The sequence below is a fragment of the Streptomyces sp. DSM 40750 genome (genome assembly GCF_024612035.1).
Lineage (GTDB): Bacteria > Actinomycetota > Actinomycetes > Streptomycetales > Streptomycetaceae > Streptomyces.
On the sequence record NZ_CP102513.1, the window covers coordinates 9,143,959 to 9,168,799 of the forward strand.

At 68.5% G+C, this 24,841-nt stretch carries 12 protein-coding genes; 8 read left to right on the forward strand and 4 right to left on the reverse strand.

The window, feature by feature from the left end:
• Positions 1-179: 179 nt before the first annotated feature.
• A complete protein-coding gene (locus tag JIX55_RS40105; protein ID WP_257568112.1) occupies positions 180-764 on the reverse strand; it encodes an acyl carrier protein in 585 nt (194 codons plus the stop codon).
• A gap of 264 nt (positions 765-1,028) precedes the next feature.
• Between JIX55_RS40105 and JIX55_RS40110 the strand changes: the two genes are divergently transcribed.
• Both JIX55_RS40110 and JIX55_RS40115 read left to right on the forward strand, forming a co-directional pair.
• Positions 1,029-1,271, forward strand: a complete 243-nt coding sequence (locus JIX55_RS40110; RefSeq protein ID WP_257568114.1) for a phosphopantetheine-binding protein — start codon at positions 1,029-1,031, stop codon at positions 1,269-1,271.
• Positions 1,272-1,288: 17 nt separating this feature from the next.
• Positions 1,289-3,025 (forward strand): amino acid adenylation domain-containing protein, encoded by a 1,737-nt coding sequence (locus JIX55_RS40115; RefSeq protein WP_257568116.1) that lies wholly within the window; start codon positions 1,289-1,291, stop codon positions 3,023-3,025.
• Positions 3,026-3,079: 54 nt separating this feature from the next.
• Here JIX55_RS40115 and JIX55_RS40120 read toward each other — a convergent pair whose 3' ends face one another.
• The 3 genes from JIX55_RS40120 to JIX55_RS40130 are packed head-to-tail and all read right to left on the reverse strand — an operon-like array spanning position 3,080 to position 7,645.
• Entirely contained in the window at positions 3,080-6,259 is a 3,180-nt protein-coding gene (locus tag JIX55_RS40120) for an amino acid adenylation domain-containing protein (protein WP_257568117.1), read from the reverse strand.
• Between the two features lie 40 nt (positions 6,260-6,299).
• A complete protein-coding gene (locus tag JIX55_RS40125) occupies positions 6,300-7,388 on the reverse strand; it encodes an amidinotransferase (protein ID WP_257568118.1) in 1,089 nt (362 codons plus the stop codon).
• Positions 7,389-7,441: 53 nt separating this feature from the next.
• The gene (locus JIX55_RS40130) at positions 7,442-7,645 is read right to left on the reverse strand and encodes an MbtH family protein (protein WP_257568119.1); all 204 of its coding nucleotides are present in this window, start codon (positions 7,643-7,645) and stop codon (positions 7,442-7,444) included.
• A gap of 471 nt (positions 7,646-8,116) precedes the next feature.
• Between JIX55_RS40130 and JIX55_RS40135 the strand changes: the two genes are divergently transcribed.
• From JIX55_RS40135 to JIX55_RS40160, 6 genes are all read left to right on the forward strand, one after another.
• Positions 8,117-9,034, forward strand: a complete 918-nt coding sequence (locus tag JIX55_RS40135; protein ID WP_257568120.1) for a fatty acid desaturase family protein — start codon at positions 8,117-8,119, stop codon at positions 9,032-9,034.
• Between the two features lie 239 nt (positions 9,035-9,273).
• Entirely contained in the window at positions 9,274-18,336 is a 9,063-nt protein-coding gene (locus tag JIX55_RS40140) for a condensation domain-containing protein (RefSeq protein ID WP_257568121.1), read from the forward strand.
• A gap of 1 nt (position 18,337) precedes the next feature.
• Positions 18,338-20,083: an ABC transporter transmembrane domain-containing protein gene (locus JIX55_RS40145; RefSeq protein WP_257568122.1), complete on the forward strand. Its 1,746-nt coding sequence runs from the start codon at positions 18,338-18,340 to the stop codon at positions 20,081-20,083.
• Between the two features lie 5 nt (positions 20,084-20,088).
• Positions 20,089-21,891 carry an ABC transporter ATP-binding protein gene (locus tag JIX55_RS40150; RefSeq protein WP_257568123.1) on the forward strand — a complete coding sequence of 601 codons (1,803 nt, stop codon included), beginning with the start codon at positions 20,089-20,091 and terminating at the stop codon, positions 21,889-21,891.
• Positions 21,882-23,141 (forward strand): ATP-grasp domain-containing protein, encoded by a 1,260-nt coding sequence (locus tag JIX55_RS40155; protein ID WP_257568124.1) that lies wholly within the window; start codon positions 21,882-21,884, stop codon positions 23,139-23,141. Before JIX55_RS40150 ends, JIX55_RS40155 begins: the two co-directional genes overlap by 10 nt.
• Positions 23,142-23,152: 11 nt before the next feature.
• Positions 23,153-24,760 carry a PhpK family radical SAM P-methyltransferase gene (locus tag JIX55_RS40160; RefSeq protein WP_257568125.1) on the forward strand — a complete coding sequence of 536 codons (1,608 nt, stop codon included), beginning with the start codon at positions 23,153-23,155 and terminating at the stop codon, positions 24,758-24,760.
• Positions 24,761-24,841 lie beyond the last annotated feature (81 nt).

The following is a 24,841-nucleotide window of genomic DNA, read 5'->3' on the forward strand; positions in this document are numbered from 1 at the left end:
TCGCATCCTTTGATCACGGACAGGAGCCGCGTTCGGGTGCCGTCATGGTCCGAGGCGGTGGACCGGCTTGCCCGCGGCGCCACCGCGTCCGCCGGGCGCCAGCACACCGGCCGCCACCGCCACAGGGCCTGTTGTCGACGCCGTTCCCGGGAACGGCGTCGCGACGAGTGCGCCGCGTCTCACCACTCGGTGACCACAGTGCGGTCCGGCGCCGGATGGTTCGCCGATGCCAGTTCCGTGTCGATCGCCGCCGCCAGGCTTCCCAGAGTTCTCAGCGTCATGATGGATTTCATCGGGATGTAGACATCGAAGGTCTCTTTGATCATGTTCGCGACCCTGAACGCGTCCATGCTGTTGCCGCCGAATTCGAAGAAGTTCGACTCGCTGTGCACCTCGTCGACGTCGAGGATCTTCTGCCACATCGTGGCGAGCAGTTGCTCCGTGTCCGTCAACTGTTCTGCCCCCGGCTCGGTTTCGTGGCGTGAACGGGTACCTGTCGACAAGGCATCGCTGACGAGGTCTATCAAGCTGCCGACGTCGGCCGGCTCGGTGGACGTCAACGCTCCGTCGTCGATTTCGACGGAGAACTCCTGCTCAAGTTCGCCGACGATGCGCCGAATCGCAGGCGGATCCAGGTTGATGGGGTCCGAGCGAAGCGAGAGCCCGTTGTCGAGGTCGGCCGTCTCGAGCGGGAGACCGAGCGTCGAAACGATGACTTGCCTGACCCTGACCGCAAGGGAAGCCGCAGGTTCGTGAGTTGCCACGTCTGTCCTCCCCGTCGAATTCCGCCCTCCGCGACCGACCTGGGCGGCCTCGACCGCGCAGGGCGCTGGAAGCCGGAAGTCTACACATCCGAGTGTGATGTGTGCATGGAGATCAAGTGGGGCGGACGGTCGGGCCAGGGATTCCGCCTCCTCGCCCGATGGAGGGAGTATTGCGTCTTGCGCCACGCGGAGGGTGATCGTAGGCTCGGCACGATCATGCTAATGGCATATGGGTCGTTGGGTTACGCGGGGAGGGCACCAGCCATGCCTGTGCGGGAGCAGCAAGTCTCCGAGATCTGGGCGGAAGTCCTCGCACTACCCGAGGTGGACGTCGATGCCAACTTCTACGATCTCGGCGGACATTCGCTGCTGCTGATAGACCTCGTGGGCCGGCTCAACCAGAAACTGGGAATCGAGACGGACATCGTCACGGTGCTGGAACATCCCACCGTCGTCGACTTCACCGCACACTGGAATTCCCTGCCCGCGACGGACGCCGACCGCTGACAGGACCCGGAGTCGTGATGACCCCCGACGAGCCCGACCGGCTTGCGAGCCTCTTCCTGACATCGGCTCACAACGCACCCGACCGGGCCGCGGTCCGGGACAGCGACGGCGCGTGGACCTACGCAGAAGTCGCCCGGGCCGCCTCAGACCTGGCCGGCCGGATCGCCGCGGCGGGGGTGGCACCCGGTGACCGGGTGGGCGTTATGGCCGCGCGCCGGGCCGGTGGCCCGGTGGCGATCCTCGCCATCCTGTGGAGCGGGGCCACCTACGTACCGATCGATCCCGACTGGCCTGCCGCGCGCCGTGCCGCCGTCCTGCGGGACGCACGGGTCCGGATGGTGCTGGCGGTCGACACCGCGCGGGACACGCCGGAGGCGGTCCAGCGTCTCGACCTGACCACACCGGTACTGCTCCAGGCCCCAAGCACGCCAAGCGACGCGGCGCCCGTCGCCCCGCGCCCCCGGCCTCACCCGGGCGCGGCCTACGTCATGTTCACCTCCGGCTCGACCGGGGTGCCCAAGGGCGTCGAGGTGCGATCCGCCTCCGCGTCCGGACTGGTGGCGTCGGTGGCGTCGCTGATCGGAATGGGTCCGGACTCCGTCTTCGTGGCGCTGTCCTCCTTCGCCTTCGACATCTCCGTGTTCGACATATTCGCCCCCTGGTCCGTCGGCGGCGAGCTGGTCGTCGCCACCGAACTGCAGATCCTGGCGAACCAGTTGGGGCCACTCCTCGAAGCGTCCGGGCGACAGGTGTTCACGCAGACCACGCCCACGGTTCTGGGACATCTGCTCGACGCCGGACTCCGGCTGCCGCCGTCCACCATCCTGCTGCTCGCCGGGGAACGCCTGAGGCGATCACTCGTCGCGCAGGTCACGCACGTCCAGCAGGTGTGGAACCTGTACGGGCCGACCGAGACCACCATCTACGCGACCGCGCACGCCTGTCTTCCGCTGGATCCCGGCGACCCGGAACCGGACCTGCCGATCGGGACCGCGGTCAACGACGCGGTGCTGGAGATCCGGCCGCTGTCCGACGCCTCACGGGACGTCGGCGAACTCGTCGTCGGCGGACCCGGCGTCGCCCTGGGCTACTTCGGCCGCCCGGACCTGACCGCGGAGCGCTTCCCGGACGGCGGATCGCGATACGCCACCGGCGACGTGGTCCGGCGCCGGGCCGACGGCCTGCTGGTGCATGCCGGACGGCTGGACCGTCAGGTGAAGATCCGCGGCAACCGGGTCGAGCTGGACGAGGTCGAAACCGCGCTCACCGACCTGGTCGGCCACGGCCGCGTCGCGGTCCGGATGGACACACACCGCGTGCTGGGCCCGCACCTCGCGGCTTTCGTCAGCGATCCCGGCTGCGACGCCCCGGCCCTGCGCCGGCAACTGGCCGGCCGTCTCCCCGCCTACATGGTGCCCACCCGGATCCATCAGGTGCCCGAGATCCCGACGACCAGCAGCGGCAAGACCGATCACCGGGCCCTGCTCGCGCCGGACGAGAGCGGTACGTGGGAAGAGACGGTCTTCGACACCCTCGCGAAACTCTGGGAACAGCACCTCGGCACGCCCGCGGCGCCCGACGCCAACTTCTACGCGATCGGCGGCCGACCGCCCATCGCCCGGCAGATCGCGCTCGGACTGCGGCAGGCCTACGACACCGACGTCGACGCCGAGGTGATCCTCCGCCACCCCGTCCTGTCCGACCTCGTGGCAGCCGTGACCGAGCTGGTGCGGACGTCGATGCCGCAGGACTGAACGAGACGCCCGCCGCGCTTCGAGCGCGGCGGGCGTCTCGGTGACACAGAACGGTCAACCCGTCGACGCACGGCCCTGGGATCCGGAGTCGACCGCCGGTCCGCTCTCCGGCACCGGCAGCCCGTCGACCGGCGCGCCCGGATCGGCCAGTCCGGCAGCGAGCAGGGCCAGCAGGGTGTCCTGCCAACGTCGCGCGGAGGCTTGGTCGAACCGGTCGGAGGCGTACTCGATCTCGCCCGCCACCCCGGCGGCGTCCTGCCGCACGGTCCAGGTCAGCGCGACCTTCGCGGTCCGCGAGTGGACGAACCGCTCGGTGATGTCGAGGCCTTCGATGTCGCCGAAACCGTCCAGCGGGGTGGACTGCATGGCGAAGATCGCCTGGAACAGCGGGTTCTCCCCGGCGCCGCCGGACCGCCTCATGCCTTCCACCAGCTCGGAGAACGGCAGCTCCTGGTGGGTCAGCGCCCCCGCCAGCGCCTCGTTCGTGCGGGCGATCAGCTCACGGAAGCTCATGCCCTCGGTGAAGCGCATCCGCAGCGGAAGCGTGTTGACCAGATAACCGATCAGCTCCTCCGTCCCGGGCCGGTTCCGGCAGGCCATCGGCACGCCGACCACCGTCTCCTCGACCCCGCCGGTCCGGCGCAGCGTCGCGAAGAAGGCCGCGAGCAGAACGGCGAATTCCGTCGTGCCGCACATGCCGGCGACGCGCTGCAGCGCGGCGGGATCCACGGCAGTGCGTGGCAGCTCCACGGCGAATCCCCCGGTGCCGACTAGCTTCCCGGCGGCTGACGCCGAGCCCGGTGCCGCGGCCGGCAGATCCCCGGCGAGCTCGGACCGCCAGTACGCCCGCTGCCTGTCCGCTTCCGGACCGAGCAGCCAGCGCTCCTGCCAGGCGGAGTAGTCGGCGTACTGGAGGGTCGACTCCGGCAGGGGCCGACCGGAGTAGAGCGCACCGAACTCCCGCCAGAACACGGCGAGCGACCAGGCGTCGAAGACCGCGTGGTGCACGTTGACCAGCCACAGGTGCTCCTCGGCACTGACGCGGAAGCACGCCGACCGCAGGAGCGGGCCGGTGGCGAGGTCGAACGGGCGCCCGGCCTCCATCTCGACGAGGCGGAACGCCTCGTCGACGTCGGCGGCGACGGTCAGCGCGGTGTGGACCGGGCCGGCGGGCTGAATCCGCTGCCGAAGCTCGCCGTCCTGGTACTCCAGCACCGTGCGCAGCGCCTCGTGCCGGGCGACGATGGCGGTCAGCGCGGCGTCGAGGCGATCGAGGTCGAGGGGACCACGGATCCGGTAGCAGACCGGAATCGCGTAGGTGGGCGAGCCGCGGTGTACCTGGTCCACGAACCACAGGGCCCGCTGCCCGCGCGAGGCGGGGGGCCGGTCGCCATGGCCGCACGAGGGCACGACCGCGGCGTCCGCGACGGTGCGACCGTGTTCCCGCTTCACCGCGGCTGCGATGCCCGCCACGTTCGCAGCCGCACGCAGCTGGGCGAACGTCAGCGCCACACCCGTCACCTCGGTGACCCGGCTGAGCAGTCGCAGCCCCCGAAGGGAGTCGCCTCCGGCCGCGAAGAAGTCCTCGTCGCGGCCGGCGGGCGGGCCGTCCAGCACGTCGCCGACGAGGGTGGCCAGGACACGTTCGAGCGTCGACATCCCGGCCGCGCCCGCGTCGTCGGCGCGGCCGGTGCGACCGGCTCGCGTCGGCGCGGTCGCCGGCAGCCGGGAGCGGGCCACCTTGCCGTTGAGCGGCGAGCGCGGGATGCGCTCCAGGAGCACGAAGGTCTGGGGCACCATGGCCTCGTGCAACCGGTCGGCGGCGTCGGCGCGGATCGCCGCCTGGGACACCCCGGGCTCGGCCTCGACGTACGCGACGAGCCGGGATCCGAAGGGCGGATCGTCGACCGCGATGACGACCGCGTCCTTGACCCCGGCGCAGCGCAGTACGGCGCTCTCCACCTGGCCGGGTTCGACCCGGTACCCGCGGATCTTGACCTGGCGGTCCGAGCGGCCCAGGAAGACCAGCGTCCCGTCCGGCCGGCGGCTGGCGCGGTCGCCGGTGCGGTACATGCGCGAACCGGGCGGGCCCTGGGGGTCGGGAAGGTAGCGTTCGGCGGTGGCGATCGGGTTGGCGTGGTAGCCGCGGGACACCGGCGGGCCGCCGACCCACAGATCGCCTGGTTCGTCGTCCGGCACCGGCCGGAGACCGTCGTCGAGGACGTAGAGGGCGGCGCCTGCGAACGCACGCCCGATGGGAACCAGCGCGTAGGCGTCGGGATCGGGGTCGGACACGTCGACGCCGTCCGGACGGTGGAGCGCCACGCTGATCGAGGTCTCCGTCGGCCCGTAGTCGGAGACCCAGTCGATCTTCTCCGCTCCGGGGATCCGGTACCAGGCGGCGAGCTTGTCCACATGGATCTTGTCGCCGCCGATGAACACGATGCGCAGGCAGGCGGGCAGGGGTACCAGTCCGGCGGTCAGGTCGTCGACCCACTGGTGCCAGTAGGCGCTGGGCAGGCTCACCATCGTCACGGCGAGCCGTTCGATCAGATCCGTGAACTCCACGCTGGTGAACTGCCGCTTGTCGGGCATGACGACTGCACCCCCGGCGGCCCAGGCCGGCCAGATCTCCTCCAGCGCGGCGTCGAAGGCGATCGCCGTGGACTGCAGGACCCGGTCCGTCGCCTCCAGGCGCAACTCGGCCCGGAGCGACTTCGCGTGGTTGACGAAGCTGTCATGCTGGACGGCGACGCGCTTGGGCTTGCCGGTGGAGCCCGAGGTGAACACGCAGTAGGCCAGATTGGCCGGGTGGAGGGCGGGCTGTGGAGCGGCCGCCGGCTGACCGGACAGGTCGAGCCGGTCCGCGTCCATCACGGGCAGTCCCGGGGGAGCCACGGTGATCTGCGCGTCCCGGACGACCAGGACCGTCCCGGCTTCGGTGAGCATCGCCTCGGCGACGTCACGAGGCAGCGACGGATCGACCGGTACGTACACTCCGCCGGCCTTCCAGATACCCAGCATCGTGATCAGCAGCCGCGGCGACGGCTCCATGACGACGCCGACCAGGTGCTCCGGCCCGATGCCTTCGGCGACCAGCAGATGGGCGAACTGATTGGCGTGCTGGTCCAGTTCACGGTACGTGAAGGTTCCGCCGTCCCAGGCCGCCGCCACGGCGTCCGGTGTCCGTGCGGCCTGGGCCTCGAACGTGTGATGAATACAAGGACCGGGCATCAGGCTCCTACCTCTGAATCCGACGTACGGGGCTGAGACATCAGAAGTAGGAGTGCAGGCTGCCGCGCCGCCGGATGTCGGTGGTCGCGCAGTGGAAGGAACCGCCGAAGCTGTTGAAGTTGCGGAACGGGCACGGGATCGCGGTCATCCCCCAGCTCTCGGCCAGGCGGCGCATCGGCTCGTCCTGTGCTTCGACGATCATCGTCTCCTCGTCGATCATCAGCACGTTCATATTGATCCACTTGCTGGTCATGTACAGCGGATGCCCGTGCGGTATCACCGGCATCGGCGCCGACCGGACTTCCCAGTCCTTGAAGATCTCGGGTACCTCCGGCACCCGCTCCGGGTGGATCAGCAGCTTGCCCTCGGCCAGCGGCATCAGGCTCGCGTCGATGTGCATGGGGTGGTCGTCGGCCAATTGCAGCTCGTGGACCCGGTAGTCGTCGCCGAGGTGCCGGCGGACCCACTCGATGCCCATCGCGTTGGTGACGTGGCTGCGCTGGGCGAAGATGTCGCGGCCGCACCGGATGAAGTCGGCCGCGTCGAAGGTCGGCTCGAACTCGGTGATCACCGAGCGGAACGGTTCCCCCTCCGGCTGGTCGGTCCAGTCGGCGACGTACAGTTCGTCGGGCAGTTCGGGCTTGGGTGGGGAGCTCCAGCGGGCGCCCTGCCGGAAGTACTCCTTGAGGAGAGTCCGGTAGGCCGATGCCGCGTACGAGCGTGATCGCCAGGCCATCGGGGCCTCGATGACGTCCTGTCCGACGACCAGCAGCAGATCCCGGGGCATCGCGTCGTACAGGCCGGTGCTCGACCAGCCGGGCGCCCCGTAGGGCTGGCTGTGATCCCGCACGTCGGGCCGGCGGACCTTGACCCCTTGGCCTTCCAGGATGTCGACCAGCTGGTCGAGTTCGTCGCGCGCCGCGGCGACCTCGTTGGCGGGGAACGGCTGCCCGGCCCGTTCCCGGAACACGGCGCGCTGTTCAGGCGACAGCGGGGCGCCGACCGCGACATGCCACGGCGGGAAGTGAGCCCCGTCGACGATGCCGACGATTACTTCCTCCAGCGGATCCCATTCGTTGTAAGAGCTGACGGGGCACTCCGGCTCGGCCGAGACCTCTGATTCACGCATGGCGATGCTCCGTGTGCTGAGGCGTAGGTGAGAATTGGCGAATCGCTGCTCTTTCAGGCGCCCGTGTCCATGAACGCACGCAGGCTCGCCGGCCGCAGGTCGATCCACTTCTGGGCGATCAGATCCAGACAGACGGAACGCGGGGCCGGGCCGCCGACGGTTTCCCAGCCTGCCGGGACCTCGCGGCTCGCAGGCCAGAGCGAGTACTGGTCCTCATGATTGCGCACGGCGAAGCACAGGTCCTCGGGCTCCAACATGATTGCCTTCCTCGGCAGGTCGGATCATCCAGACGGACAACGGCCGTTCGGCACATCCGTGCCGGGCTCTCGACGCGCATTGCGACCCGTCCTCGTGATCACGGCCCGGCTCACGACGTCCAGTACTTCACCAAGGTCAGGTTGTCGGTGTCAATAGCCGATCCGCTATTGCCCCGTTCACTCATCTTTCGAACCAACTGGGCCTCTCTGCCAGGCAAGTTGACAGAGATCTCCTTGAGGTATCGATCACTACGGTCTAGAGTCGGGACCCGCCTCGGCGACGCGTCACGCATGCGCATGGGTGCCGAAGATTGAAACTGTTTAGGAGCGATCCGAACTCCCGCCCCCCGTTGTGATCCGACGGCGGCGCGCTGGAGTAAGGCATATCGCAACGAGGGGGAATCAGTGAAGATCTGGAAGAACACTCCCAAAGACTCGATTCTCGTGGCGTTGAGTCTGGGACAGTTCGGCGTGACTCTGACACTGGCGATCACCTGGAACACGAACTCGCTGCCGGCCAGGGTCGCCGGAGGGGCCTTGCTCACCGCGATGATGACCTACAACATCATCGTCATCTCGCACCTGTTCACCCATGTGCCGTGGTTCGTCAGCAATCGTCTCAACGTTGTGATGTCTCTTGTCAATTCCGTCAACATCGGTCAGTCCGTACAGGCGTACCAGCTGACCCACGTCCGCAACCATCACCGCTTCAACAACGACCGCCAGGGCCCCGACGGCACCACCCGGGACACGTCGTCCACGTACCGCAAGGGGAAGAACGGGCAGCACCAGCCGCTGATGGCCTACGCCCTCGGCGGTGCGGTGGACTCGGTCGTCGGCCGTGCCAACGACGTGGCTTCCACGAGGCGCCTGTGGAGCGTCGGCCGAGGCGAGGTGCAACTCCTGTCCCTGGCCTCACGCCGGGAGCGGAGAAGAACGCGAGAGCTGCGGCAGATACAGGCCGACCGCGCCGCCCACTGCCTGTCGCTGGTCCTGTTCGCGACGCTGTCCTGGCAGTGGACGGTCATGTGCTATCTGCCGGCGTACTTCGCCGCGCTGACGCTGGTCAACGTGCAGAACTACTACCGGCACTACGGCGCGAACCCGGAGGATCGAGCGGCGGACTCGGTGAGCCACTACAACCGCGTCTACAACCTCCTCACCTTCAACGACGGATACCATCAGGAACACCACCTCAACCCCGGTTCGCACTGGTCCCAGATGCCCGCGGTCTCCTCACGCCACCGGAACCGGCTCGAGGGGCAGCCCCGTGTCGTGAGCCCGGTCCCCGCCATCGTCGGGTTCCTCTACCGCAGCCGGCCCCTGCTGCACGAAGCCGGGGCGGCGAGCACGCTGCCCCCGACCCGGGACACCCCCACCGCGATCTGACCGCTGCCCAGTCCCATGGAGCCGGTCGATTGCGTTCTCGCCACCGGCGTTCCAGGCCGTCACGGACCCCGTCGACCGATGCGCTCGCAGCGGCCTTCGACAGTCATCGGCTCCCTCCACAGACGCACAAGTCTTCGCAACGCTTCCCTTGCGCGAGCCTCGATGCCCGTCGCCACGGATGCGGCGGCCGCTGCTACCGCGGTCGAGTCGCCGCATGACCAGAAAGATAGGAGATCGCAGTGGTTTCTCAGGGGGAAGTAGCGGCAGACGGAGACCTGCTGTCCTTCTTGCAGGACCTGGGTCGCCGTCGCGTGCGCTTCTACCTGGAGCAAGGCGCGCTCAAGTCTGCCGGTACCAGTGAACTCGCGTCGCACGAAGCCGAGTTCGTCCAGCAGCACAAGGCGGAGATCATCGCTCACCTGCTGTCCCAGGCAGAGCGGACGCGGGGCGCCGACGACGCCGGCGGCCCGGTACCGCTGAGCTACCAGCAGGAGCGTCTCTGGGTGCTCAACGAGATCGCGGAGCGCTCCGAGGAGTACAACTCGATCGAGACCTTCTGCATCCGGGGCGAAGTGGACCTCGACCGGCTCTGCGGCGCGTTGCGTCGCGTGGTCAGGGAGAACGAAGTCCTGCGCACGGTGTACCGGATGACGGGTGATGCGATCAGCCAGGTCGTACTCGACACAGACCTGCACATCGTCCGAGAGGACGCGGAAACGCCCGAGGAGGCCCTGGAGAAGGCCCTGGCGGCACAGCTTGCCGAGTCGGGCCGCCAGTTCGATCTGAGCGCTGAGATCCCGGTGCGGTGCCGGCTGATCATCGCGCCCGGTGACGTGTGCTACGTGATCCTGAATTTCCATCACATCGCCTGTGACGGCTGGTCCATGCCGCTCATCTGGCAGCAGCTGAGCCGCTTCTACGATGCGCCCGACGCCGGGCACGAGAGCTCCGGATCCGCGTACGCGGAGTACGCGCGTTGGCAGCGTCGCACGATCACCGGCGACATCCTCGGCACCCTCGTGGACCGCTGGAGGGATCGCCTGGACGGCGCGCCACTGGTCCATGGCATGCCGGTCGACGGCGGGGCCCCGGATACGCGAGGCCAGGTCGCCGGCATCCACGCGCAGCGGATCGGCGGCGACGTTTACGACGCGTTCACCAAGCGGTGCGTCGCGGCCGGGGCGAACGAGTTCGCCGGGCTGCACTCCGTCCTCGCGATTCTGGTGGCGATCGTCAGCGGCCGGCAGGAGACGGTCATCGGCAGCCCTATCGCCAACCGGGAGCTGCCCGACATCCAGGAGACCGTCGGCTTCTTCGTCAACATGATCTCGGTGCGCGGGGCGGTCCACGAGGACGACACGTTCGCCGACGTGCTGGCCGCCAAAGGGGCCGAGATCGAGTTCGGCTACGCCTTCCAGCAAGTGCCGTTCGAGCGCGTCGTGGCGGCCGTGACCGACGGACGCAACGACACGTCGCCCATCTTCCAGATCGTCCTGGCCCTACAGAACTTCGGCGCCGGCGGTCCGGCCCTGGACGGCACGCGGATCGACGTGCTGCCGGACGTCCAGGACCGCAGCCGCTATGACCTCGAGGTCTTCGTCCAGGACGACGGCAGCGGTGGACGGGAGCTGCGGTGGGTCTACGACGAAAACCTCTTCGACAAGGCGACCATCGAGCGGTGGGCCGGATGGTTCACGCAGATCGTGGAGATCGCCTCCGAAAGCGTCGAAGTACCCGTCGCGGACCTGAGGACCGCACTGGCCCGATGGACGCCGCAGGACACGGCCGACACCGACGCCCTCGACCCGCTCGAGGACATCGACGTCCTCGAGCGGATCGCGGCGATCGCCGACACCGATCCCGACCGGGTGGCGGTCAGCGACGGTACCCGGCAGATGACCTACGGCGAACTGATGTGCCGAGCCGGAGAGATCGGTGGTGCGCTGACCGAAAGGTTCGGCCCGAGGGGCGTGTTCGCCCTCGACATGGAGCGGTCCGTCGAGCTGGTGCAGACCATCGTCGCCGTCATGTCCGTCGGCGGCTCGTACGTCGCCCTCGACCCGTACGACAGCGCGGCCCGGCGCGCGATGGTCCTCGGGGCCGCCGACCCCCGGTGCCTGCTGACGGCCGGTGAGCACGGCCCGCTCGACGAGACCGGGGACCTGGACATCGTCGACGTCCGGACCCTGACGTCGGACAGCCGCGGCCCGCGGGGCCCGGTGTCCGCGGACGACGACCTCTACTACATGTTCACGTCGGGTTCGACCGGGCGGCCCAAGGGCGTGCGGGTCACCTACCGGAACTTGGCCGCCTACCTCGGAGGCGTGACCGGAAGGCTGCGCCTGCGGCCAGGGGCGCGGTACTGCTGGCAGTCGAGCGTGGCGACCGACTTCGGCAACACGGTCCTGTTCGGAGCTCTCGCCACCGGTGGGCGGCTGGACGTCGCCACCCGCGACGACATCCTCGACGGCGCCGCCATGAGCACGTTCCTGCGGCGGAACGACACGGACGTCCTGAAGATCACGCCCAGCCATCTGGCCGCCCTGCTCGAAACGCATCCGATCACCGATCTGCTGCCGAGGAAGACCCTCGTGCTCGGGGGAGAGGCGGCACCGCCGGCGGTCATCCGCGCGCTGCGCGACATTCCGGCGTCGGTCGCCGTCCACAACCACTACGGGCCGTCCGAGACCACGATCGGCGTCTTCGTCGCGGACGTGAACGACCCGGCGGCTTCGGCAGCGCTCGCCATCGGGCGGCCGTTGCCCGGCGTCGAGTTCACGATCGAGGCGGCGGACGGCGCCCCGGTGCCCTTCGGGGCAGCCGGCGAACTGGTGATCCGGGGCGCACAGGTCGCCGCGGGATATCTCGGCGAACCCCGGGACAGGCCCGCGGCGTTCTTCGACACGGACGCCGGACGCGGCTACCGGACGGGAGACCGGGTCCGCCGGCGCAACGACGGCCAGCTGGTGTTCCTCGGCCGGCAGGACGATCAGGTGAAGATCCGCGGGTACCGCGTCGAGCTCGGGGAGATCAGGGCCGCGCTGGAGTCGACAGCCGGCGTGGGGCGGGCCGAGGTCCTGATCGACGAGGACGCGCACGGCAGCGCGCGGGTGGTTGCGTTCATCGGGAAGGACGACTCGGCCGACGGTGCCGGACACGAGGGCGCGCAGACACGGATCGACGCCGAAGCGGTGGTCGAACAGTGGCGGGAGGTCTACGACTTCGCGTACGCCGAACGGGTCACCGGGGACATCGAGTTCAACGCGTCGGGCTGGATCAGCTCCTACACCGGTGAACCGATCCCGGAAGCGGAGATGCGCTCCTGGCTCTCGAGCACACTCGAACGGATCTCCGCCGTCCAGCCGAAGAGCGTACTGGAGATCGGCTGCGGCCTCGGCATCATCGCCTATCCGCTCAGCCGCCGCGTGGACGCCTACCTGGCCTGTGACTTCTCGTCGCAGATCATCGCCATGAACGAACGGAACGCCAGGAAGATCAGCACGGGCCCGCTGTCGTTCTTCACCTGCGACGCGATCGACATCGACCGGTATGCCGAGCGTGTCCGCGAGGCAGCCGTCGACACCGTGATCATCAACTCGGTGGTCCAGTACTTCCCCGGCCTGGACTACCTGGAAGAGGTACTGGACAAGGTCCTGGCCATCGAGTGCGTCCGCAACGTCTTTGTCGGAGACGTCCGCAATCACGACCTGCTGGACGAATTCAGCCTGTCCCTGGTGGACGCCCAGGCACCGGACGGCGAGGCACGGCCGGACCTGGAACGGCTTCAGCTGGCGAACGCGCAGTCCGAGCAGGTGACCGAGCTTCTCATCTCCGACGCCTACTGGACCGAATTCGCCGCACAGCGCGCGAACCTGGCCGGCGTCAGCGTCCTGCCGCGCGCCGGCGCTGTCGCGAACGAGCTGTTCGACTTCCGCTATGACGTCATTCTGAGCAAGGATCCGAACGGGCTGCATCACGTGGGCTCGGCGGGCCCGGTCGAAGTCCGGGACGCAGACCTCGCCGAGACCGACGACCTCTGGCGCTCACTCGCCACCGGCGAGATCGGCACCGCCATCGTCCGAGGGGTCCGCAATCCCCGAACCGCCGACCACTGCGACACACTGCGGACCGCCAAGTCGAGCGTGACAGCCGGCCCACGGGCCGCCCATCCGGCCGAGCCGCAACCCCCGCTCGAGGTACTGACACAGCTGCACAGGGCGGCGGACGCCCATGGGCTGCGCACCAGCGCCCACTACGCCCGAGACGACAACGGCTACGTCAGCCGCCTCGACGTCGTCGTCTTCCGGTCCGATCGCGCGTGGTACGCCGACAGCGCGGGCCTCGCGGCCCCGTCGAACGGCGGCCGGACCGGGCCACTGAGCACCACGCCGACAGCGGGTCAGCCGGCCGGGGCCCTGATGAGCCGGGTCGCCGAGGAAGTCGCGACCTTGCTTCCCCCGCACATGCGCCCGGACCAGCTCGTCCTGGTGCCGGCGTTTCCCCTGGGCAAGACTGGAAAGCTCGATCGCCACGCGCTGCGCCTGCTGGCAACCCGCCAGGAGGCCGCCGGCGGCCTCGGGGAACTCGTGGGAGAGACCGAATCCGCGTTGGCGCAGATCCTCCGGGACCTGCTGGCGAACAGCGAGCGGATCAACCGGGAGAGCGACTTCTTCGCCGTCGGCGGGCACTCCCTGCTGGCCGCCCGGTACGTACACGCCGTCAACCGGGCCTTCGGCCTGGAGCTGCGCGCGAAGTCCGTCTTCGACCGGCCGAGGCTGCGGGACTTCGCCGAGCTCGTGGCGGCCGGCCGCGACCAGGCCGACCCGAGCGTCGCGCCGGGCGGCCTCCCCAGCCAGGAGAAGATGGCGATCTCGCCGCTGCAACAACGCTTCTGGACGATCGCGAAGTCATCGGGACCCTCGACCCTCTACAACACGACCTTGCTGCTCGAACTGACCGGTCCCCTGTCCGTCAGCGCGCTGCGGACGGCGTTCCAGCAGGTGGTAGCCCACCACCAAGTGCTCAGGAGCTATTTCGAGGAGGAAGGCGACACCGTCTTCATCCGGCTGCGCGACGCCTCCGACCTCACGCTGTCGTACATGGAGATTCCCGGCCTGAGCCCCGAGCGCGCCGAGCGGCTTCTCATCGAGCGGATCAACCGGCCCTTCGACCTCGCGACCGGCCCGCTCGTCGAGGCTGCCCTCGTCGCCGCGTCGCCCGACACCCACTACCTGATGCTGTGCATCCATCACATCATCACCGACGGCGCCGCCGAGGAAATCCTCATCGAGGACCTCCAGGAGTGCTACGCGGCGTCCCTGCAAGGCCGCGAGCCGCGCTGGCGCGACGACGGCGCCGCCTTCTTCAGGTACCTCTCCCGGACCGATTGGTCGGGCCCCGAGAGCCTGGACTTCTGGGCGAGGCAGCTGGACGGCGCGCCGATGAGGCACAACCTGCCGCTGGACGGCGACCGCGCGACCCAGTCCGCTCACGACGGCGAATCCCTGCGCTCGGCCCTGTCCGTCGAGGCCACGGACTCACTCGCCGGCCTCGCACGGCGGCACCGCACGACGATGTTCGTCGTGCTCAACGCCGTCGTCGGACTCTTCTTCTCCTTCCTGTCCGGGGAGGACGACCTCGTCGTCGGCGCCCCCTACGACTGCCGGGAGACGGAGGCCGACAACGTGGCGACGGGAATGTACGTCAACACGGTTCCCTTCCGGCACAGGATCGACTGGGCGCAGACGCTGGACTCACTGATCGTGGCGGAGTGGGAGTACTACCGGGAGGCGTTCGCGCACCGGCACGTGCCCTTCGACCGACTCGTCGAGCATGTCAACCCGGAGCGGGTCTCGGGCATGAACCCGATTCTCCAGATCGTGCTGGCGCTCCACCCGGAAGGGCGCAGTGTGTTCCCCTTCCACGACTGCCAGGCACGTCCGATCAAAGCGGCGCCGGTCGAGTCCAAGTTCGATCTCCTGTTCAACTCCAAGGTGATCGACGACCGTCTCACGATCTACTGGGAGTACAAGAAGAGCCTGTTCTCGGCGCAGCGCATGGAGGCGATGGCGGAGCTCTTCGGATCCTTCGTCGAGACCGCGGTCGACAACCCGGCCGTGCCGCTCGGCCGGCTCGATCTCGGCGGACGTGCCGGCGGCGAGCCTTCCTTGGCCTTGATGAACGGCCCGGCAGTACCCCTGACGGACCACAGCTATCTCGATGCCTTCGCCCGCTCCGCCGCCGCCGCTCCGCAACGGCACGCGGTCCGCGGCACCTTCGGGGACGCCGTCGACTACCACACCCTGGACGCGCGGTCCGATGCGATGGCCGCCCTGCTGCGCGACAAGGGCGTACGCAAGGGCGACCTGGTGGCGGTGTGCCTGAAGCGGTCCGCCGAGTTCCTGGTGACGATGCTCGCGGTGAACAAGGCGGGGGCCGCATACGTCCCGATGGACTCGGAGTATCTGCGGAAGAACCAGTCGGCTCTCCTGCGTGAGCACCGCATCGCCTTCGTCGTCCTCGAGGACGACGACGCGCAGGCGCATCCACAAGCCGTCACCGTGATACGGCGACGCGACATCCCGCCGACCGGCACCCCTGCTGCCACAGCACGGGCAGAGCTTCAGCACTCGGATCTGTGCTACGTCATCTTCACCTCCGGTTCCACCGGAAAGCCCAAGGGCGTCGCGGTGACCCACGGATCTGTCGTGAACTATCTGGCCCACTGCGCCGCCACCTACCTCGACCGCGATCCGCAGGTCGCGGTCCTGTCCAGCCCGCAGTCGTTCGACGCGACCGTCACCACCACCCTGTTCGCACTCACCGCGGGCCTGACCGTGCAGGTGGTCGAAGAGGACGAGGAGATCAGCGGGTTGCGGCGACTGCTCACGGGCCACCAAGGCGACCGGCTCCTGCTGAAGCTGACTCCCTCACACCTGGTGGCCCTGTCGAACCTGGGGGTCACGCAGCAGCCGTCGGACGCCCGGCACGTCTTCGTCATCGGCGGCGAAGACCTCAAGGCCGCCGTCGTGGCGCCCTGGTACCGGGCCTTCGCGAAGAGCCGGTTCTTCAACGAGTACGGTCCGACCGAAGCCACCGTCGGATGCGTCGTCCACGAGATCACCGATCTGGACACCCGCACCGGCTCCGTACCGATCGGGACCCCGATCTGCAACACGACGATAGCCGTGATGCACCGGGACATGGTCTGCGTCCCCTACCAGCGCGGCGAGATCGTCATCATGGGCGCGGCGCTGGCCCGTGGCTACCTGGACGGCGACCAGACGGCGGCCGCCTTCCGGCCCGTGCTCTCGATGGCCGGCGCCGTCGGCTACCACACCGGGGACCAGGCGTCACTCATCGGAGAGGCGTTCCGCTACCACGGCCGCAGCGACGGCAACATCAAGATCCGGGGGTTCCGGGTCAGCCTGGCCGAGATCGAGGCGGTGATCGGCGGCATCGACGGAATCGTCGACTGCGCCTGCGCGATCTCCGAGGACGGCCAACGGCTCTCCGCCTATGTCGTGCCGGCGGCGTCGGCGCCACGGACGTGGGAGAACGAGACCGAGCTGCGCAACGCCGTCCGGCAGCTCCTGCCCCGATACATGGTGCCGGACACCATCACGCTGCTCGCGGAACTGCCGCTGACGGCTCACGGAAAGGTCGACCTGCCCCGACTCACCGCTCCCCGACAGGCACCTGCCCCGCAGGACGACGGCGCGGAACAGCCCGACGAGACCCTGAGCAGACTGACCGCGATCTGGCGGAAGGTCCTGGGCGTCTCCGGCGAACTGCCGACGGACTCCTCGTTCTTCTCGCTGGGCGGGAACTCGCTGCTGGTGACGTTGCTCCTGATGCGGATGAACGAGGAGTTCGACACCGACGTGACGCTCGACGTGCTCTACCGCCACGCGACGCTCAGCGAACAGTGCGCGCTCCTCACCTCCGACCCGGTAACCACCGCCACACACGACGCTCCTCCGGCGGCCGCGCCGAGCGACCACGGCGAGGTCCAACTGACGGCCGCGCAGCGCCGGTTCTACTTCATGGAGAAACTGGGATCCGGGACGGACCACGCGATCTCACTGTGCTTCCACATCGACGAGGGCGTCGATGTCGATCACCTCAGGACTGCGCTGATCGCGCTCCTGGACCGGCATCCCATCCTCACGTCCCGGGTGTCGCAACGATCCGGACTTCCGGTCCTCACGCCCGGCGAGGCCACGCCCGGCCAGGACTGCGTCGTGGTCGTCGCGTGCGGCGACGGCGAGGAGTCGATGGAACGGATCCTGGCGCGGCGCGGCAGCGCGGTGAACCTCTTCAACGATCCACTGTGCAAGGCGTTCATCCACGACCGGCAGGACGGCTCCGCCGATCTGCAGATCATCGTGCACCACATCATCTTCGACGACTGGTCGGAGAAGATCCTCCTCGAGGACCTGACGCGCCTGTACGCGGAGGTCGCGGCAGGCAAGACGCCTTCATCAGGCCGCCCGGTGCCCTTCCAGCAGTACGCCGCCGGGCCGGCCGGTGACAGTGACACGGTCAACACGCAATGGTGGATCGAAACGCTGAAGGGCGCTCCGACGACACACAACCTGCCGAGGACAGACCGTCGGACCACCGCCGGCGAGCCCGCCGGAGTACTTCAACTGGTCATCGAGGGGGAGACCCTCGACCGCCTGGACGGTGAGTGCCGGCGGCTGGGAGTCACCAGGTTCAACGCCGTACACAGTGCGTTGGCGCTCGCCCTGTCCACGGTGAGTTCCCAGAAGGAAACGATCATCGGTGTGCCGGTCACCAACAGGGACGATGCGACCTACCAGGACACCATCGGGCTGTTCATGGAGACGCTCCCCCTCCGGACGGACGTCGGAGACGGCGACGACTCGTTCAGCGAGATCGTTCAGGCCAGCCACGCGAGGTTCGCGGACGCTCTCGGGCGAACGGACTTCTGCGTCGAAGAGGTGATGAACGCCCGTGCGGCCGAGCGGGCCGACAACAGCAGGACTCTCTACGAGGTCATGCTGACACTCCACAACGAGGGCGGCACCACCATCGACTTCGCGGGCATCCCGGCCCAGCGCGTTCTGATGCCCCGTCAAGAGGCGAAACTCGACCTGATCGTCGACGTCAAGCTCGTGGGCGAGCGGCTGCACACCTACTGGGAATACGACACCGCGGTGCTGTCCGAGACGACGGTGCGGCACCTTCTCGACGAATTCGGCAATTGGCTCATCTGGGGCCTGATGCGACCGGACGAGCCCGTCCGGGCACGAGGCACCCTGCGGAAAGAACTGTGACGTGAAAAAATTCCCTGTCCCCGACCCCGGCGTACCGGACAACCGCTCGGCGGCCCGCTATCTGCTGTGGCTCGCCAGACGGCAATGGCAGCCGGTGGCACTGGGCACCGTCTGGGGCGTGCTCTGGCTGGTCTCGCTCGCCCTGATGCCCGCGGTGCTCGGCCGGGCCATCGGTGAGGGCATCGCGAGCAAGGACAGCGACGAACTGGTTCGCTGGAGCCTTCTGGCGTTGCTTCTCACCGTACTGACCGTGGCCGCGGGCATCGGGCGGCACCGCAGTGCGATGGCCAACCTCTACGCCTCCGAGTTCCGCACGGTCCAGGTGGTCACCCGGCACGTGACGAAACTCGGGGCGACCCTGCCGAAGGTGGTCCGCAATGGCGAGGTCGTGACCATCGGCAGCGCTGACATCGGTTCGATCGGTGGAGTCTTCCAGCACCTTCCGGTCACCATGGGCGCGGCCGGCGCCATCATCGTGGTGGGCGTGCTCATGTTCAGCGCGTCCATCCCGCTCGGCCTGACCGTCCTCATCGGCACGCCGGTCCTGATGGCCGTCACCGCCTTCCTGACGAAGATCCTGCAACAGCGGCAATCCAGCTTCCGCTCTCTGCAGTCGCAGCTCACCTCCATCGCCGTCGACATCGCGGCAGGCTTGAGGGTGCTGCGCGGCATCGGCGGAGAGAAGGCCTTCGAGCAGCGCTACAAGAGAAAGTCGCAGAGTCTGCGCGAGGCGGGGGTCCAGGTGGCCCGAGTCCAGTCGCTGTTCGACGCCATGCAAGTCCTCGCACCCGGTGTTTTCGCCGTCGGAGTGACGTGGCTCGCGGCCACCCTGGCTATCAAGCAGGAGATCTCCGTGGGCGACATGATCGCTTTCTACGGCTACGCCACCTTCCTCACCCTGCCGATGTCGATCATCGCGGCGGCGGCGAGCGCGACGACGAACGCGTATGTCGCGTCCGGGCGAGTGGCGAACTTCCTGCGCCTCGAGCCCGAGTTCGGCGTGGCGACACAGCGGTCCGACGGCGACGGCGACCTGTCGTCCGTCGTGCCACCCGCGGCCATGGCGGCCACGGCCGAGCTCGCCGACGGCGAGTCCAAGCTGTCCGTTCCGCGCACGGGTGTGCTCGGCGTGGTCTGCTCGGACCCTGCCGAACCCGGCCGGCTCGCATTGCGACTGGCGCGTTTCGCCGACTCCGGAAGCCCGACACTCGGCGGAGTGCCGCTGGCGGAGCTTCCGCTGCCCTGGCTCCGGCAGCGCGTCGTGCTCGTACGGAACGAGGACGCGCTGTTCGGCGGCCCGCTCAGCGGCGAACTCACTGCTCCGGGACGCGAGATCGACCGGGCAGAGCTGGAGCGGTCCCTCTACGCGGCCGGCGCCGAGGACATCATCAGGGGCCTGGACGGCGGCCTGGACACGGTGCTCCAGCACGGGGCGAAGAACCTCTCCACCGGCCAGCAGCAGCGGCTCAGGCTGGCCAGGGCCCTGGCCGCCGAACCCGAGAACCTGATCCTGATCGACCCGACGAGCGCCGTGGACGCGCTGACCGAGGCACGCATCGGAGAGCGGCTCATACAGCATCGCGCGGGCCGCTCCACGGTGATCTTCACCTCCAGTGCCCTGATGCTGGCCCAGGCCGACTCGGTCTGCATGGTGGAGGACGGTGCGGTCACGGCCGTCGGCAGTCACCGCGAGCTTCTCGCCGACTCCCCTGCTTATGCGGCCGTCGTGAACCGCGGAGAGGCGTGATCCCCGTGCCCCCCAAGATTCTTCCCGTCTCCGATCCCGCAGCCGCCCGCAGGTACGGGTGGCAGACGATGCGCCGCCACCCGAAGCTGCTGGCAGGCGCGCTGGGACTGAACGCGGCCGCGGCCGCGGCCGGGCTGGTCGGCCCTCGGCTGCTCGGCGAGTTGGTGCAGGACGTGGCCGGCGGGACGACCGCCGGGCACGTGACCAGGGTCGTCATCGTGCTGCTGTTCTTCGTCCTGGTGCAGGCATGGCTCATTCGCGGCGCGACGGTGCTGGGCGGCAGGCTCAGCCAGGCCGTCCTGGCCGAGATGCGAGAGAAGTTCATCGAACGAGTGCTCGCGTTGCCGCTGTCCACGGCGGAGAACGCCGGGTCCGGCGATCTGATCTCCCGGGCCTCGCGCGGCGTCGACGAGATGCAACGGACCGCTCAGTACGCGCTGCCGGCGATCCTGACCGCCGGCTTCACGTTCCTGCTGAGCATCGTCGGCATGCTCGCGGTCTCTCCCGCGCTGACGGTGGTGATCCTGGTCGCGGTGCCGCCGGTCGCACTGGTCACCCGGTGGTACCTGAGCCGGTCGACGGAGGCCTACCGCGCGTACAAGACGGCGGCGGCCGGCATGACCGAGGAACTGGCCGCCTCGACGGACGGCGCGGCGACGATCGAGGCCCTGGGACTGGCGAAGCGGCGCGTCGAGGCCGGCGACGCCTCGGTCGCGGCCACCTACGCCGCCGACATCGGCACGCTGCGGCTGCGGACGGTCTTCCTGCCGACCGCGGAGATCGGATACCGGCTGCCGATGATCGCGGCCCTGCTGCTGGGCGGCTACTTCTACAGCGAGGGCTGGGCCAGCCTCAGCGCCGTCACCGCCGTCGTGCTGTACACGCAGCAGATGTCGGAGCCCATCTCACAGGCGCGGGACTGGCTCACCGAGATGCAGACCGCCACGACCTCGCTGCAGCGGCTGCTGGGAGTGACGGAGGTCCCGCCGGACCGACAGGTCCGCGAGCACACGGTGGACAGCGGGCAGGGCCTCATCCTCGAGAAGGTCACCTTCGGCTACGGCGACGGCGACGGCCCGGAGGTTCTGCACGGCATAAACATCACGGTCGGCAAGGGCGAACGGCTGGCGATTGTGGGACCGTCCGGTGCCGGCAAATCCACCTTGGGCCGCCTGATGGCCGGGATCCACGGCCCCAGTTCGGGCTCCGTCCGGCTGGGCGGTGCCCCCCTCATCGAGCTTCCGCTGGAGCAGTTGCGCAGGGAGGTGGCTCTGGTCAGCCACGAACAGTACGTTCTGGGCGGCACACTCCGCGAGAACCTGGCCCTGGCGGTCAGGGAGGGTGACTCCGCCGCCGACGAGGTGATCTGGTCGGCGGTGGAGGCGGTGGAGGCGGAGGAGTGGGTGCAGGCACTGCCGGACGGACTGGACACCACCATCGGGTCCGGCGGCACCAGCCTGAGCCCGGCTCAGTCCCAGCAACTGGCCATCGCCCGGCTGATCGTCGCCGACCCGAAGGTCCTCGTCCTGGACGAGGCGACCTCGCTGCTGGACCCGACCTCGGCCCGTGACCTGGAGCGGTCGCTGAACGCCCTATTGGAGGGCCGGACCGTGATCACCATCGCGCACCGCCTGCACACCGCGTACGACGCCGACCGCATTGCGGTCATCGAAGACGGCCGCGTCGTGGAGCTCGGCTCGCACACGGAGCTGATCGCGAACGCCGGCTACTACGCGCGGCTCTGGTCGTCGTGGCACGGGGAGCCGACGGACACGAAGACCGGCACGGAAGGTGAGCGATGCTCGTAGTTCCCTATACCGTCGGTCCCGCGAGCCCCCTCCAGATCGCGGAGGCCTGCGACGGGCGGACGGACTTCGTGTTCCTCGTCCATGAACAAGACGCGCAGGCGACTCCCCTCGTGCCGATGCTGGAAGAACTGGCTCCCGTGGTGTCGCATGGCGGGAACGCCTCGCGCGTGGTGGAGGAGCTCGCGCCGCTGAAGCCCCGTGGAGTGGTGACGTTCGCCGAACCGACGATGCGGATCGCGGCGGCCGTCGCCGAAGCCTTCGGCCTTCCGTACAACAGCCAGGCGACCTGCGAGCTGCTCACGAGCAAGCTGAGGCAGCGGGAGCGTCTGAACACCGCCGGCGTGGGCCGTGTCCGTACCTTCGCCTTCCGTCTCGATGACGCGGAATCGGTGTCCTTGCCGGCCGGGGCCCGCTACCCCGCGATCATCAAGCCGGAGGAAGGCGTGGCGAGCCGGAACACGGTGTTCGTCGCATCGGAGAGCGACCTGCCGGCCCGGCTCCGCGAGATTCCGCCCGGCCGGACCTATGTCTTCGAGGAGTACATCCGCGGCGCCGACATCTACGGCGCCGACTGGCTCGCCGACTACGTCTCCGTCGAGTCCGCCGTGGCCGGGGGAGTGATCAGGCACCTCGGGGTGAGTGCGCGATTGCCGCTGGTGGCGCCGTTCAGGGAAGGCGGCCTGGTCTTCCCGATGCCCCCGGAGGAGAAGACGGCGGCGTCGATCACCGACCTGGCCGAGCGTGCCATCACCGCCACGGGGATCACGACCGGTCTGGTGCACACCGAGATCAAGATGTCCCCCGACGGGCCGCAGATCATCGAGGTGAACGGGCGGCTGGGCGGCACCATGTCGCGCCTGATCCCGCGTGCCCTGGGTCTGGACCCGGTACGCCTCGCCGTGGACATCGCACTGGGGGTTCCGCTGCCGCGCGACTTCGGCAAGCCGAGCCGGGTGGCGATGCTCGTCTACGTGCAGGCGCCCATGGAAGCCACGGCGGTGGAGGCGACCCCCTCGGCAGCTCGTCTCCGCGCGCTTCCCGGTGTGTTCGGGGTGGACTTCTTCGCCAGGAGCGGCCGGCCCGTCGACTGGCGGAGCGGGTCGCTGGGACGCATCTGCGATGTGTGGATCGACGCCGAGTCACCGGAGCAGCTACGGGAGCGGTACCGGGCCGTCCTCGATGTTCTCGACAGCGGTATCGCGTGGAGTCGCGCAAAGGCACCAACTCGGGACGAGAAGCCAGCGGAATAAAGGAGACGATCATGGTGGACTGCCTGATAGTCGGGCACAACGACGGGCACTTCCCGAGCGATGTCCAAATGGTGGAGCGCATGGGCGTCGAGTCGGGAGCCTTTCGCGACCTCGCCCTGAGCTACGTCCAATGGGACGGAACACCGATGCGGGCGCTGGACATTTTCAACCGCCTGAACGTCCCCGACGCCAACGGTGACAGGAGGCGATACCACAACTTCGAGATGCTGTGGCCGACCATCGCCTATCTCGGCTCCTTCCTGAACCGGCACGGATTTTCGTTCGACTACGTCAACCTGTTCCAGCAGGAGAAGGAGGTGCTTCGGCGGAAACTGGAGGACAAGCCCCTCACGGTGGCGGTGACGACGACGCTCTACGTCACGGCCGGTCCGGTGATGGAAGTGGTGAAGACCGTCCGCGAGCACTCGCCGGAGACGACCATCGTGGTCGGCGGCCCGTTCGTCCAGAACTACCGAAAGCAACTGGAGAAGAAGGACCTCAACGCGCTCTTCTCCATGATCGGTGCGGACATCTACGTGGACAGCAACGAGGGCGAGCTGACCCTGGCCCGGGTGCTGTCGGAGCTGCGTGAGGGCCGGCAGCCGCGGCGCGTGCCGAACGTGATCTACCGCGACGGCGACGAATTCGTCTTCAACGCCACCGAACTCGAGTCGAACCCCCTCGACGAGAACCCGGTCGACTACGGCGCGTTCTCCTCCTCGCTCGGCAACTTCGTCTCGTTGCGCACCGCGAAGTCGTGTCCGTACTCGTGCGCGTTCTGCGGCTTCCCCGCGCGCGCCGGCAAGTACGTGTATCTCTCGCCCAAGCAGGTAGAGGCCGACCTGGATCGGATCAAGGAGTCCGGTTCGGTGACGAACCTGACCTTCCTCGACGACACGTTCAACGTCCCCAAGGGCCGCTTCAAGAAGCTCCTGCGCATGATGATCGACAAGCAGTACGGATTCCGCTGGAACTGCTTCTACCGCAGCGATCACGGAGACCAGGAAGTCATCGACCTCATGGCGGAGGCCGGGTGCGAGGGGGTCTTCCTCGGCATCGAGTCCGGCTCGGACAAGATGCTGGAGGCGATGAACAAGACCGCGCGGCGGGCCGACTACCTCGCGGCCATTCCCGCCCTGAAGAAGAACGGAATCGTCACCCACGCGAATCTGATCGTGGGCTTCCCCGGCGAGACCGAGGAGACCGTCGCCGAGACACGAAGCCTGCTGGAGGAAGCACGGCCGGACTTCTTCCGCGCGCAACTCTGGTACGCCGACCCGATCACGCCGGTCTGGGAGAAGCGTGATGAACTGGGCATTCAGGGGTCCATGTTCACCTGGTCGCACAACACGATGGACGCGAAGACCGCGATCGGGATCGTGGACGATCTCTTCGCGACGGTCCGCGAGCCGCACTGGCTGCCGCAGACGGGCTTCGAGCTGTGGAGCGTGTTCTATCTGATGCGCCGGGGGATGACCCTGGATCAGGTCAAGGGCGCGGTCGGGGCCTTCAACGACGCGGTGGCCGAGAACATCGGCCGGGGCAAGCCGGCCGAGATCAGCGCCGGCGCACTGGCCAAGCTGCGCGAGGCATATCAGTTCACTCAGGTGGGGGCGTGACGAGGACCGGCACACCGATGCCGTCGTCCCTGTAGCGGTTCGGCACCCCGTTCGGCCGACGCCGTTCGGCCGAACGGGGTG